This window comes from Mailhella sp. (assembly GCF_057866825.1).
In genome coordinates this window covers 41,496-55,057 of record NZ_DBMAHT010000001.1, presented here as the reverse complement: position 1 = coordinate 55,057, position 13,562 = coordinate 41,496, and the positions used below count along the sequence as shown (strand labels likewise).

Here is a 13,562-nt window from a genome sequence, read left to right as displayed (position 1 = left end):
CTGGAGTTGCGGGAAATGGTTTCTTCCGCGGCGTCGCATTCGACGGATTCTTCGGCGGGCTTCTCTTCGGCTTCGCCGCAGCGCAGATTGGAATCGCGGCTGGAGTTGCGCGAGATGGTGGCTTCGGCAGGGTCGCATTCCGCGTCTTCGGGCTTGTCGGCGGGGGCGGGAGCGGGGGCCGCTTCGCCGCAGCGGAGGTTGGAGCCGTGGCTGGAATTGCGGGAAATGGTTTCTTCCACGGCGTCGCATTCAGCGTCGTCCTTCGGCTCTTCAACGGGATCGCTGCAGCGCAGGTTGGACGCCTGGCTGGAATTGCGCGAAATGGTCGTTTCTGCGGCGTCGCATTCATGGTCTGAGGGCGCGCCGTTCATGGCGTCGCGCAGCCGCTGTTCGTCCTCGTGGGAGAGCGAGGTCTGAATGATGGTGCCGCCCGTGCCCTTGAGTTCCTGCAGGGCCTTGTCCATGGTGATGCTGCGGAAGAGAATGAACAGCATGGAGCCGCCGGGTTTCAGATTCTGACCCAGCTGCTTCATGAACTCATCGTTGATGCCGACGTCCGCCAGCGCGCCGGAAATGGCGCCGGCCCCGGCGCCTACGGCCGCGCCGAGCAGAGGATTCATGAAAAGCAGACCTATGAGCAGGCCCCAGAAGCCGCCGGAAACGGCCCCGGCGCCGGTAAGGTTGTGGAGCTGAAGCAGTTTGATCTTGCCATCCTCCTTGCGGACGGCGATGACGGCGTCTTCCAGATCGACAAGATATTCCTGCTGCATTTTGAGAAGTCTCAGACGTACTTCTTCAGCCTGAAATTCGTTGGGATAGGCAACGACGACAAGAGTACTCATGGAACCTCCTTTTTGTTTACAGGTACCATGCGCGCCGATAAAAAGCTATGAGTATTGTAAAGAAATATTTGGCAGGCGCGAAGTTATTTTCCGCACCAGTAGAGAGCGTATGCGTCGCCGTTGCGGCTGCAGTTGCAGAGGCTCATGGGAAAAAAGGCGCGTTCAGGCGAGCTTCAGATGCAGGATGGGAAAGGGAAGGCCGAGAGCGTCGGAGGCGCTGCGGCCCGCGACCTCAAAACCGGCGTGAAGGTAGAATCCGAGGCCCTGCTCGTTCTGTTCGTTGACGTCCACGCGGCGCGCGCCGCGTCGGATGGCCTCGTAGAGAAGATCTCCCCCCAGTCCCCGGCCGCGATGGGCGGCCGCAACGAAGAGCATGTCCACCATGTCGCCGTGCATGCCGAGAAACGCGACGGGATTATCGTCCTCCAGGGCCACGAGCAGCACGGGAACCTTGCGCAGCCCTTCAAGCACGTGCGGGCGCAGCATGATGATGTCCTGGTTGGAAAGAAAGTCGTGCGTGGCCGCCACCGAGGATTCCCAGACCAGCAGCAGGCATCCGAGAAGCCCCTCCGGGCGATCCTTGATTTCTTCAATGGTCATGATGTCTCCACAGCGTTTGGATGATGCGGGCGCTCTTCGGAAGCGGAGCGGGTGGCCTAAGCTGATGCGCCTGCCGTGCAGTTTTCTCTGGCCGAGGCGGTCTCGTCAGGCAGGGGCGTTTTTGTCGAAGCGTGCGGCCTTTCGGAAGTCGCGCCGTTGACGAAGCACGCGAAGGGGAGGCGCTTTCGGCCGGGGGAGGGCGCGTAACTCGTAATGCACGCGGCGCACCGCGGAAGCCGCCTGTGCGGGGCGGAGAGCGCCGTCATGAAAAAAGGCCATGAGGCAGTTTCCTCATGGCCCGTCGGACTACTTTTTCTCCCGCTTGGCGTGGGAGGATCTCAGATGCAGGCGCATGGGCGCGTGCCGTATGCCGAACATGCGGCGCAGGGAGCGTTCCAGATAGCGGGCGTAGGAAGGCGCCACGCGGTCGGCGTCGTTGACGAAGCACACGAAGGTGGGCGGTTCGCTTTCGGCCTGGGTGAGATAGAAGAACTTGGGACGCACGCGGCGCACCACGGGAGCCTGATGCCGGGTGAGGGTTTCTTCCATGGCTCGGTTGAGCAGGCCGGTGGACACGCGGGTGCCGCACTCGGCGTAGATGCGCTCGGCCAGCGGAATGAGCTTGTTCAGGCCTTCGCCCGTGCGCGCCGACGTGGGCACCAGCGGCACATGATAGCAGAAGCTGAGCTCTTCCTGAAGATCCTTCATGAGGTCGGCGCGGGCCTTGGTGGGAATGAGGTCTATCTTGTTCACGATGATGAGGAAGGGCGTCTTGCGCTCGTCGAGCAGCTCGATGAGGCGCTTGTCCTGCGTGGTGAGGCCTTCGGTGGCGTCCAGCAGCAGGAAGGTCACGTCGGCCTTGGTGGTGCTCTTCAGCGAGGAGTTCACGGAAAAGCGCTCCACGGTGTCGGTGATGCGGGAGCGGCGGCGCACGCCGGCGGTGTCCACGAAGGTGTAGGTCTTGCCGTTCTTCTCCACGGAAACGTCCACGCTGTCGCGCGTGGTGCCCGCCTGATCGCTCACGATCATGCGGTCTTCGCCGATGAAGGCGTTGGTCATGGAAGACTTGCCCGCGTTGGGGCGGCCGAGCAGGCAGAGGCGCAGATGATCGGTCGCCTTGCGGCGGCGGATGCCGGGCTTGTCGCGGTCTTCTTCCAGCTCTTCGGAGTGGTCTTCCTGCGCTTCTTCGTCGAAGCCGTCGTCTTCCGGCAGCATGTCGCGTATTTCTTCCTCAAGGGCGCGCAGATTGTGTCCGTGTTCCGCGGAGCAGGCGATGAGGTGAAAGCCGAGGCCGTGGAATTCGGCCAGCATGAGCTCTTCCTTTTCCGCGCCGTCCACCTTGTTGACCACGAGCAGAATGGGCTTGTCGCACTTGCGCAGGTACGAGGCGAGATGTTCGTCGAAGGGCATGAGGCCGTCGCGGCCGTCCACCACCATGCAGATGACGTCGGCTTCCTTCAGCGCGGCCTCGGCCTGACGCAGAATGTCGGCCTCAAAGCCGCGGATGCCCGCCGGACCTTCGGCCACGGCTTCGTGATGATCCAGCGTGATGCCGCCGGTATCGACAATGGCGAAGTCGCGTCCGTAGCGGGAACGCACCACGCCTTCCATGCGGTCGCGCGTGACGCCCGGACGGTCGTGCGTGATGGCGCGGTTGCTGCGGATGAGGCGGTTGAACAGGGTGGACTTGCCCACGTTGGGGCGGCCCAGCAGAACGACTTTGGGCATCATGAGCGCACACCTCGCAAAAAAATGAATGTATGGTTAGGCCGGCCGGGCGGCCGCCCGAGCATGAAAAAAGAAAAATCGTGCAGAACGGAGGCAATCTTTTACGCCCAACTGCCCCGTCTGTCCAACATTTTTAGGATACTCCCTCCGAACGGAGGAAATCAAGCGAAGAAAAATGTTATTATAACATATTGAAATATAATGAAAAATAAAAAAATCCTTGCAATATTCCGCCAATTCGTCTATAAATGCTTACTTTCAGCTCCAGCAAAAGACATTTCCCTATAACGGAGTCCAGCCATGACCCGCAAAGATCGTACGGAAGGTATCTACAGTCGTCGCGAAGTTCTCGACGAGAGCGAACGCCGTCAGTACAACCTCATTCAGCTCAAGGACCTGCTTTCCTACGCCTACCGCTATTCGGAAGACGTTAAGAAGCGTTTCGACCGCGCGCAGTTCAACGTCGAAAAATTCAAGACGCTGTCCGACCTCAAGCATATTCCCATCCTTAAAAAGAAGGAACTCATTTTCCTGCAGACCATGGGCCCGCGCCTCGGCGGTCTGCTCACCAAGGACATCGGCGAACTGCGCCGCGTGTTCCTTTCCCCCGGCCCCATCTTCGACCCCGAAGACAGAAATGACGACTACTGGGGATACACCGAAGCCTTCTATTCCGTGGGCTTCCGTCCCGGCGACGCCGTGCAGGTGACCTTCAACTATCACCTGGCTCCCGCGGGCCTGATGTTTGAAGAGCCGCTGCGCAACCTCGGCTGCGCCTCCATTCCCGCCGGTCCCACCGACGCCGCCACGCAGCTCGACATCATGCAGAAGCTGCGCGTTTCCGGCTACGTGGGCACGCCTAGCTTCCTCATGCACCTTGCCCAGCGCGCCGAAGAAAAGGGCCTCAACCTGCGCAAGGATCTCTTCCTGGAAGTGGCCTTCGTGACCGGCGAACGCCTGTCGGAAAAAATCCGCAGCCAGATGGAAAAGAAGTACGACATCATCATGCGCCAGGGCTACGGCACCGCCGACGTGGGCTGCATAGGCTACGAGTGCTTCCAGAAGAACGGCCTGCACATTTCCAACCGCTGCTATGTGGAAATCTGCCATCCCGACACCGGCATTCCGCTCAAGGACGGCGAAGTGGGCGAAGTGGTGGTGACCGCCTTCAACAAGACCTATCCGCTGATCCGTCTTGCCACGGGCGACCTCTCCTACATCGACCGCACGCCCTGCTCCTGCGGACGCACGAGCCCGCGCCTCGGCAGCATCGTGGGCCGCGTGGACACTACCGCCCGCATCAAGGGCATGTTCGTGTATCCGCATCAGGTGGAACAGGTCATGGCCCGCTTTGAGGAAATCAAGCGCTGGCAGATCGAAGTCACCAACCCCGGCGGCGTGGACGAAATGGTGCTCTACGTCGAAGCGAGCAACTTCAAGCGCAAGGAAGAGCTTCAGCATCTGTTCCGCGAGCGCATCAAGCTGCGCCCCGAACTGCGCATTCTTGCCCCGGGCAGCCTGCCTCCGCAGATCAAGCCCATCGAAGACAAGCGCGTCTGGGATTAATCCCGGAACGCTTTCCGCCTTCGGGCGGTGAGAAAAAATTGTTGTCAGGGCGGTCGTCCTTCGGGGCGGCCGTCTTGTTTTTAATGTCGTTTGCGGCTAGCTTGTGAAAAAATGCTACAAGGAGGTAGCGAAGTTCGCGGAACAAAGGGCAGGTATTCCTTGAATTTGGTGCAAAAATGTGGATGCGCGCCTGAACCGCGAAACAAAAACAGATTACTTTCATAAGAATTTCCAGAGGATCTTGACAAAAGGCAAATATTCACTAAAAATGTCGACATTCGACAACGTAGTTGCTCCATTTTTTATTATGCGAGGACACCATGATTAAAGTTGTTTCCACCAATGCGGCTCCTGCGGCCATCGGCCCCTATTCTCAGGGCATCCAGGCCTGCGGAATGACGTTCTTTTCCGGCCAGCTCGGCATTGATCCCGCGACCGGCAAGCTCGCCGAAGGCGGCGTGAAGGCGCAGGCCGAGCAGTCTCTCAAGAATATCGCGGCTCTTCTCGCCTCCGTGGGCGCGAAGCCGTCCGACATTGTGAAGACCACCATTTTCCTGGTGGACATTGCGGATTTCGCCGCTGTGAACGAAGTGTACGGCAAGTTCTTTGACGGCGCGTACCCTGCCCGTTCCTGCGTGGCCGTGCATCAGCTCCCCATGAACGGTCTCGTGGAAATCGAGGTTGTGGTGGCCAAGTAAGTTCGAGTGTCGGCAGGTTCCGGCTCTCGCCGGAACCTTTCGTCGCCATCCTGAGAGGAGGAGAGGAGGATAGCGCAAGAAGAACTCATAGAGGCAGTGACGTGCGAGCCGAATCCGCCTGAAAGCGCGGATGTGGCCGTGAGATAAGGATTCAAGCAGTCAGTATTGAGAGTCGTTATGTCAAAACGTTTAGGTCTTCCCGCCCAGATGGGCATAGGTATGGTTCTCGGCATCGTTGTGGGTGCCATGGCTCCTTCCCTCAACCTGGAAGCCAGCTGGTTCAAGCCGCTCGGCGATCTGTTCATCACCCTGGTGCGCATGGTGGTTGTGCCGCTGGTGTTCACCACACTTGTGGCCGGCGCCGCCAGCGTGTGCGACGTGAAGGAACTCGGCCGCGTTGCTTCAAAAACGCTTATTTATTATCTGCTCACGACGACCGTGGCCGTTATCATCGGTCTTATTCTCGCCAACCTGCTCCGTCCCGGTCTCGGTCTGACGCTCTCCATGGAAAACCTGCAGGTGAAGGACGTTTCCGCGCCTCCGCTCATCAAGGTTCTCATGGACATCGTGCCGCTGAACCCGATTGACGCTCTGGCCAAGGGCAACATGCTCCAGGTCATCTTCTTCGCCATCCTGTTCGGCTTTGCGCTCAGCATGCTCGGCGACAGAGGCCGTCCTGCCTTCGTGTTCTTCGACTCCTGCGCCGAAGTCATGATCAAGGTGACCGGCATCGTCATGCACTATGCACCCATCGGCGTGTTCGGCCTCATGGCCTTCACCGTGGCCAACCACGGCCTGAGTGTGCTTCTGCCGCTCATCAAGCTGGTCGGCGTCATGTATCTGGCCTGCATTATTCAGGTGCTGGTGGTTTATCTGCCCTGCGCCAAGTTCTCCGGCCTTACGCCCAGCACGTTCCTGAAGGGTCTTTCCGAACCCCTCATGATTTCCTTCTCCACCTGCTCGTCCGCAGCAGCTCTTTCTTCCAACCTGCTTTCCGTGCAGAAGCTCGGCGCTTCCAAGTCCGTGTCCAGCTTCTCCATTCCGCTCGGCAATACCATCAACATGGACGGCGCAGCCATTTACATGGGCGTTGCGGCCATCTTTGCCGCGGAAGTGTACGGCATTCCCATGCCCATTGATAAGCAGCTCACCGTCATTCTGCTGGCCGTGCTTGCCTCCATCGGCTCCATGGGCGTGCCCGGCGCGGCGCTCATCATGATCACCATGGTGTTCACGCAGGTCGGCATCCCGCTCGAAGCCATCGCCCTCATCGCCGGCGTTGACCGTATCATGGACATGGCCCGTACCACCATCAACGTGCTCGGCGACGCCACCGGCGCCATCCTGGTGTCCAAGCTTGAACACAACGGCGAGTGCAGAGGCTGACCGTGATCCAGCGTTTTGCCGATCATCTGCCCGTGCCCCGCACCATAGGCATCGTGGGGGGACTCGGTCCCTACGCCGGGTATGACCTCGTGCGCAAGATCTTCCGCTGGACCAGGGCCAGCAGAGATCAGGACCATCTTCCCCTCATGCTTCACTCCTTCCCCGGGTGGATTCCGGAGCGTCCCGCCTTTCTGCTGGGGCAGACGAAGGAAAATCCCGGGGAGGATATCGGCGGCATTATGGCGCAGCTCGCCAGAAACGGCGCCCGCGTCATAGGCATGCCCTGCAACACGGCGCACAGCCCCCGCATTCTGAATGTGGCGCTGGAGCGCCTGCGCGAAACCGGTCTGGACGTGACGTTCGTGTCGATCATTGAAAGCGCGGTGCGTCACATGCGGGCCATGTGTCCGAACGGAGGCCGCATCGGCCTCATGGGCACGGTGGCCACGCTGCAGACCCGCCTGTATCAGGACGCTCTGGAAAAGGCCGGGCTTGAGCCCGTGCTCCCGGACGACGACGAGTGCGCTCTTGTTCAGCGCGCCATCAGCGATCCTGAATTCGGCGTGAAGGCTTTTTCCGATCCTGTTTCCCCGAGAGCGCGTCAGATACTTCTCGACACCGCCCGCCGCCTTGTGGAAAAGAAACAGGTATCCGTGATACTTCTTGGCTGCACGGAAATTCCCGTTGCGGTCACGGAGACCAGTCTGCTGGATACTCCTGTCGTGGACGCCACAAGCGTGCTCGCTCGGGAACTGATCCGGGCCAGTTGTCCGGAACGACTTAAGGAACCCTCAAAACTTCAATTTTAGAGAAGGATGCATCATGAATCTCGCTAAGTTCCCCCGTCGTGGTTATGTCAAGGAACCTACCCCCATCGAATATCTGCCCAACCTGTCCAAGGCCCTGGGCAACAAGGTCAACGTGTACATGAAGCGCGATGACCTGCTCCCCGGCTGCGCCGGCGGCAACAAGACCCGTAAGCTGGACTTCGCCATCGCCGACGCTCTGGCTCAGGGTGCCGACACCGTCATCACCTGCGGCGCCGTGCAGTCCAACCACTGCCGTCTGACCCTCGCCTGGGCCGTGCATGAAGGCCTTGACTGCCATCTCGTTCTCGAAGAACGCGTGAAGGGCAGCTACAACCCCGAAGCTTCCGGCAACAACTTCCTGTATCATCTGCTGGGCGTGAAGAGCATCACCGTGGTGCCTGGCGGCTCCCCCATGATGGAAGAAATGGAAAAGGTTGCTGAAAAGCTGCGCGCTCAGGGCAAGAAGCCCTACATCATCCCCGGCGGCGCCTCCAACCACATCGGTGCTCTGGGCTACGTTTCCTGCGCTCAGGAAATCATGCAGCAGATGTTTGAAATGGGCCTCAACTTCGACCACGTCGTGGTGCCCAGCGGCAGCGCCGGCACCCACGCCGGCATGATCGCCGGCTTCTACGGCAACAACATGGACGTGCCCATGATCGGTATCGACGTGAGCCGCCCCGGCGACGTGGAAGCCGCCATTGTCCACAAGCTGGCTCAGGAAACCCTGGATTACATCGGCGCCGGCGTGAAGCTTCCTGAAGAAAAGGTCGTGTGCTTCGGCGATTACTATCAGCCCGGCTACTCCATCCCGAACGACGGCATGGTGGAAGCCGTGAAGATGGTCGCCCGCACCGAAGCCATCCTGCTTGACCCCGTGTACAGCGGCAAGGCCATGTCCGGCATGATCGACCTCATCCGCAAGGATTACTTCCCCAAGGGTGCCAACGTGCTCTTCCTGCACACCGGTGGTTCTCCGGCCCTGTACGCCTACCTGCCCACCTTCCGCTAGCAGGTAGCAGGATCACCTGCTGAAACAGCCTCTCTCTCCGCCCCCGGCGTCTTCCCGATGCCGGGGGCGTTTTTTCTTTCGAGTTTGGACTGATATGCTTTTCAAATGCAAAAAAATCTGACAAAATCTTGAATTGAAGATTTTCTCTTGTCGGTTTCAGCGTTGCAGGCTGCGTTTGCTTTATAACGTCGGTACAGAAAAGATGGAATCTTTCCGCGATGTTTCATAGTCGCGGCGGTTGTATTTAAATCGTTCCGGGCGAAAGCTGTTTACCTTCGACGCATCCTTTTCCGGAAAGAATGCCTTTTATTCGTGGTCGTTCCGTCAGCTATGCAGTTTAAAAAAGAAACATACAGCATCAAGGCAGCCGAATATATACGCGGTCTTATCCGTTCCGGAGCGCTTCAGCCCGGCCAGCCCGTGAGGGAAGCTCAAATATCGGAAAAGCTCAACATCAGCCGCGCTCCCATCCGCGAAGCCCTGCTCATACTGGCGCATCAGGGCCTCATCTGCTCCGAACCGCAAAAGGGAAAATACGTTCGTTCCATGAGCGCCAAGGAAATTTACGACAGTTACGTCGTGGCAGGCATTCTTGAAGGCGCGGCCGTGGCGCAGTCGCTGCCGACCTGGACGGGCAAGGAGCGCGACGCCTTTGCCGACGTGGTGCATCGTCTCAACGATCAGGTGAATTACGCCGCGCATCTGGATACGCTCGCGGAAATAGACGAAGCCTTCCACATGACGCTGCTTTCCGCCTGCACCAACGAAAGACTCATCGACATTGCCCGCACGTCCTGCTCTTCGCTGGCGAAGTTTCTCTACTACACCTATTGGCGCACGCTGTTCACGCCCAAGGAGTTTTACGACCGGCACATGCTCATTGCCGACACCGTGGCCGCCGGCGACGGCAGAAACATCGAAATGGTGCTGCGCCGGCATTACGAGGAAGTGGGGGAGCGTCTTTCCCTTCTGGTGCATGAAGGGCACGAGGTTCACTGATACGCCTGAGACGGGCGCATGGCGCTTTTTTCCGTCACTGCCGCGGGCCGTGCAGGAAGAGAGGCGCGCCCGGAGTTTCTGAAACACTGCCGCACGCTTTTTCCGGAGTAAGGGTACGCTCAGGGGCCCTTCTTTCTCGCTTTTGCGCATGAGGAGTGTTCGGTTCCTCTTTTTTTCCTGGTGTTTTCTGCACGGGCGGCGCTTTCTTGCGAAGCGACCAAAGGCGTTTACGCTGTCGGGCCGCTTCAGCGCAATTACCATTCGTCGATTCTGATTTTTTTGATGCTCCGGGAGCTGTGATGACGCGCCGGGGCTGCGATGGGCAGTCGCTGCGCCGAGTCGGGGTGAGGCGTCGGCGTAGTATGATGGAGCAGTCCGTGACGCGCCGGACGCTTCCATGTGTTGGGCAAGGCGACGGTCCGAGGGCGAAGCGCCGAGTGCTGTCATGCTCCGGGGCTTGCGATGATGGCCGGGCGGGCGACGCGCCGGGCGCGTGTACAGGATGCGCGGCCCGAAATTGTTTCAGCACGCCCTGCGGAAGGCGCTTTTTCCGCTCAGGAGAGGCGCTTCATTCTCATGAAAAAATGGATGCAAAGGCTGCGGAAGAGCGCCGCTTTCCATGTACGCCTGTGAGCTGTTCAGCTTCACATCCGGCTGAACAGGAAGGGGCCTTTCCGCGCACGCCTGCAAAGAGCGCGCCGCAATGCGCCTGGCCGGATCCGGCGCTGCCGCACAGTCGCCGTGAGACACGCCGGAGCCTAGTTGTTTATCCACACTTCGCCGATGATGTGATATTCGCCGAGATCGTCGGGCATCCAGTAGAGCGCCTGAAGACCGTGATGGTACTGCCCCTTGCGCTCGTAGCTCTTGATGAAGCACGACACCCAGTAGCCGGGCCCGGCCAGCAGCCGGATGCCGTCGCGGTCGAGGAAGAGGTCGTGCTGCCTGCGGAAGTCGGAACGCAGGCGCTGGCGCAGCGCGGAAAATTTTTCCCGGCTGGCGCGAGGGTAGTTTTCCCTGTCGTACATGCTGAAAATGTTTTCAGACTTCTGGATTCTGTCGTCCATCCAGCGCAGGGTCTGGCGCAGCACCTTTTCATCGTCGCCGGAAGGCGTGACCTGCGGGGCTGCCTGCGGAGCGAACGCGGTCAGGGAAGCGCCCGGCGCGCCCGCCGTCGGTGATGCCGGCGCCTCGGCGGTTTCCGTGTGCTCCGTCAGCGGCGCGGGGATGCCGGGCAGGGCGTTGTCCTGCACGGGAGGCGTTTGCGGCGGCACGTTGTCTTCAGCGCGGGGCAGCAGCGGCGAGGCTCCCGTTTCCGGCGAGGGCAGGGAGGCCAGCGCCTTGTTCCGCACGAAGGGCTCGCCTTCGAGATGTTCCGCAATGACCACGGGCGTGCCCGGAACGAGCACGGCGAGCAGATCCGTGATTTCGTGCTGATCGATGGCCATGCATCCGCGCGTGGTCAGGCCCTGAATGGGCTGGCCCTTGCTGTGCAGCCAGATGCCGCCGCCGGTTTTTCCGCGCAGGCGGTCGGCGGGATTGGGATAGTTCAGGTTGAAGGCGTGCGGCCCGTATTCCATGAAGTCGAGCTTCTGCGTGATCTTGTGCGTGATGAAGTACACGCCTTCGGGCGTGCGCAGATCGCCTTCCCGCTGCTTGTCGCCTTCGAGTCTGCCGTGAATGCAGTCGAACTGCCGCGTGATGGCGGGCTTGCCGTCCACGGTCTCTTCGACCTGAAAGAGCAGCTTGCGCGATTTGTCGGCGGCAAGAAAATATTCCGGAGTGCGGGAGGGCAGGCGGGCCGTCCAGTCGGCCGCGGCCTGGAGGGGCAGCATGAGACAGAGAATGAGAAGGGAAAGGAGGCGGAACAACGGGAGTCTCCTTGGTTGTAACGTGGCCGGAGGATGCGGCGTCGATCGCCTTTTCGTTTTAAGGGAAAACGTTCGGGAACACAATGCGCAAAAAAAGAAGCGCCGCCTCCGGCGAACCGGAAGCGGCGCTCTTTCATGATGCCAAGATCAGACTACTTTTCCGCGAGCACGCGGTCGATGATTTCGGCCTCGTAGCGGGTGTAGTGATTGATGTTGAAGATGGCGTCGAGTTCCTCGGGCGAGAGATGCGCCTGAATTTCCGCGTCCGAACGGATGAGATCGGGGAAGGACTTGTGGGTTTCCCAGCTTTCCATGGCGCGCTTCTGCACGACCACGTAGGCCTGCTGACGGGGCATGTTCTTTTCGATGAGCGCGGTGAGCACGCGCTGGGAGAAGAACAGACCGTAGCTGCCCCAGAGATTGCGTTCCACGTTTTCGGGCAGAATGCGCAGACCTTCGAGCAGGCGGTTGAGGCGATGCAGAACGTAGTCCATGAGAATGGTGGAGTCGGGAGTGATGATGCGTTCCACCGAGGAGTGGCTGATGTCGCGCTCGTGCCACAGGGCCTGATTTTCCATGGAAGCGAGCGAGTTGGACCGGATGACGCGGGCCAGACCGCACATGTTTTCCGCGGAAATGGGATTGCGCTTGTGGGGCATGGCGGAGGAGCCCTTCTGGCCCTTGGCGAAGCCTTCTTCCACTTCATGCACTTCGGTGCGCTGGAGATGGCGCAGTTCCACGCAGATGCGCTCCACGGTGCCCGCGGCGATGGCGAGCGCGGTGAAGTAGTGGGCGTAGCGGTCGCGCTGGACGATCTGGGTGGAGATGATGTCGGCCTTGAGTCCGAGAATTTCGCAGGCGCGGGCTTCCACGGCGGGCGTGATGACGGTGTAGGTGCCCATGGCGCCGGAGAGCTTGCCGGTGCGGATGTCTTCAATGGCGTCGGCAAAGCGCTTCTTGTCGCGCATGAATTCGGCGTAGAAGCCGGCGAACTTGAAGCCGTAGGTCACGGGTTCGCCGTGAACGCCGTGGGAGCGGCCCATGCAGATGAGGCCCTGATGCTTGCGGATGAAGGTGCGCAGCGTGTCGAGCACGAGGTCGAAGCCGTCCATGATGATCTTGCCGGCTTCCACCATCTGGAGGGCCATGGCGGTGTCCACGATGTCGGAAGAGGTGCAGCCCAGATGGATGAAGCGCGCGGAGGGGCCGATCTTCTGTTCGAGGTAGGTGAGGAAGGCGATGATGTCGTGGCGGGTCACGGACTCGATTTCAAGAATCTTGTCCACGTCGAAGTCCACGTCCTGCATGATGTTCTTCAGGTCTTCGTCGGGAATGACTCCCTGCTCGTTCCAGGCCTGGCACACGGCCTGTTCCACCTTGAACCAGTAGCGATAGCGGTTTTCCAGGGTCCAGAGTCCGGCCATCTCGGGCCGGGAGTAGCGTTCGATCATGGCGACCTCTATTTCGTTCCGGCGGGCGATTCCGCGCTCTTGGCGGGCGCCGGGCTTTCGGTTTTGGGAGCGGCGCTTTTTTCTTCCGGCTTGCTGTCGGAAACGGAGGGCACGCCCTTGCTTTTGTCGAAAAGGTTGCTGGTCCCGTGCCCGTAGGAGGAGGCGAACCAGCCGCCGCCCTTGAGGATGAAGGAGGTATTGGAAATCACCCGATGGCAGGACGCTCCGCAGTCGGGGCAGGGCTGGGTTTCGGCGTCGTCGCCGGAACGGAGCCACTCTTCAAAGGTTTTCTGGCAGTGAGGGCAGGCGTATTCGTAAATAGGCATGGGAAAAGAAAAGGGTTGAGAGAAAAAACAGGAACGGCGTGTCTGCAGAAAAGAGCCGACACGCCGGAAACTGGCTCTGCAACCGGAAGGCCGCAGGAATCCGCAGACCAGAATTACTTCTTGGCAGCGGCCTTGGCTTCGTGGATGCGTTCCTTGATGCGCTGGGCACGACGATGACGACGGCGATCAAGTTCCTTGGCGCGTTCGATCTTTTTATGGGCCATGAGATTGCTCCTTAAAAGAAAATGTATCCAGAATGTATAAACTCTCCGAA

At 59.9% G+C, this 13,562-nt stretch carries 11 protein-coding genes and 1 pseudogene; 6 read left to right on the top strand and 6 right to left on the bottom strand.

The window, feature by feature from the left end; translation table 11 throughout:
• Positions 1-359: 359 nt before the first annotated feature.
• From ACZM96_RS00330 to der, 3 genes and pseudogenes are all read right to left on the bottom strand, one after another.
• Positions 360-842 (bottom strand): annotated as a pseudogene (locus ACZM96_RS00330) (DUF1269 domain-containing protein); the annotation flags it as partial.
• A gap of 162 nt (positions 843-1,004) precedes the next feature.
• Positions 1,005-1,442, bottom strand: a complete 438-nt coding sequence (locus tag ACZM96_RS00325; RefSeq protein ID WP_489486626.1) for a GNAT family N-acetyltransferase — start codon at positions 1,440-1,442, stop codon at positions 1,005-1,007.
• A 306-nt stretch (positions 1,443-1,748) separates the two neighbouring features.
• Positions 1,749-3,173, bottom strand: coding sequence for a ribosome biogenesis GTPase Der (gene der, locus ACZM96_RS00320; protein WP_489486625.1), 1,425 nt, complete (start codon positions 3,171-3,173; stop codon positions 1,749-1,751).
• A 297-nt stretch (positions 3,174-3,470) separates the two neighbouring features.
• On the opposite strand from der, the gene ACZM96_RS00315 reads away from it, so the two are divergent.
• The 6 genes from ACZM96_RS00315 to ACZM96_RS00290 all read left to right on the top strand — a co-directional run bounded on the left by ACZM96_RS00315 (position 3,471) and on the right by ACZM96_RS00290 (position 9,640).
• The gene (locus ACZM96_RS00315) at positions 3,471-4,736 is read left to right on the top strand and encodes a phenylacetate--CoA ligase family protein (RefSeq protein ID WP_077071475.1); all 1,266 of its coding nucleotides are present in this window, start codon (positions 3,471-3,473) and stop codon (positions 4,734-4,736) included.
• 320 nt (positions 4,737-5,056) lie between these two features.
• Entirely contained in the window at positions 5,057-5,434 is a 378-nt protein-coding gene (locus ACZM96_RS00310; RefSeq protein WP_489486623.1) for a RidA family protein, read from the top strand.
• A gap of 177 nt (positions 5,435-5,611) precedes the next feature.
• Positions 5,612-6,820 (top strand): dicarboxylate/amino acid:cation symporter, encoded by a 1,209-nt coding sequence (locus ACZM96_RS00305; RefSeq protein ID WP_489486621.1) that lies wholly within the window; start codon positions 5,612-5,614, stop codon positions 6,818-6,820.
• Positions 6,821-6,822: 2 nt separating this feature from the next.
• Positions 6,823-7,629, top strand: a complete 807-nt coding sequence (locus ACZM96_RS00300) for an aspartate/glutamate racemase family protein (RefSeq protein ID WP_489486620.1) — start codon at positions 6,823-6,825, stop codon at positions 7,627-7,629.
• A gap of 13 nt (positions 7,630-7,642) precedes the next feature.
• Positions 7,643-8,641 (top strand): D-cysteate sulfo-lyase, encoded by a 999-nt coding sequence (cuyA, locus tag ACZM96_RS00295; RefSeq protein WP_489486619.1) that lies wholly within the window; start codon positions 7,643-7,645, stop codon positions 8,639-8,641.
• A 330-nt stretch (positions 8,642-8,971) separates the two neighbouring features.
• Positions 8,972-9,640: a GntR family transcriptional regulator gene (locus ACZM96_RS00290; protein WP_294487729.1), complete on the top strand. Its 669-nt coding sequence runs from the start codon at positions 8,972-8,974 to the stop codon at positions 9,638-9,640.
• A gap of 758 nt (positions 9,641-10,398) precedes the next feature.
• Here ACZM96_RS00290 and ACZM96_RS00285 read toward each other — a convergent pair.
• The 3 genes from ACZM96_RS00285 to ACZM96_RS00275 form a co-directional block, all read right to left on the bottom strand.
• Positions 10,399-11,511 carry a L,D-transpeptidase family protein gene (locus tag ACZM96_RS00285; RefSeq protein ID WP_489486618.1) on the bottom strand — a complete coding sequence of 371 codons (1,113 nt, stop codon included), beginning with the start codon at positions 11,509-11,511 and terminating at the stop codon, positions 10,399-10,401.
• A gap of 152 nt (positions 11,512-11,663) precedes the next feature.
• The gene (gene purB / locus ACZM96_RS00280) at positions 11,664-12,962 is read right to left on the bottom strand and encodes an adenylosuccinate lyase (protein WP_489486617.1); all 1,299 of its coding nucleotides are present in this window, start codon (positions 12,960-12,962) and stop codon (positions 11,664-11,666) included.
• A gap of 8 nt (positions 12,963-12,970) precedes the next feature.
• Complete coding sequence (locus tag ACZM96_RS00275; protein ID WP_294487723.1) at positions 12,971-13,288, bottom strand: FmdB family zinc ribbon protein; 318 nt, start codon at positions 13,286-13,288, stop codon at positions 12,971-12,973.
• Positions 13,289-13,562: the final 274 nt, after the last annotated feature.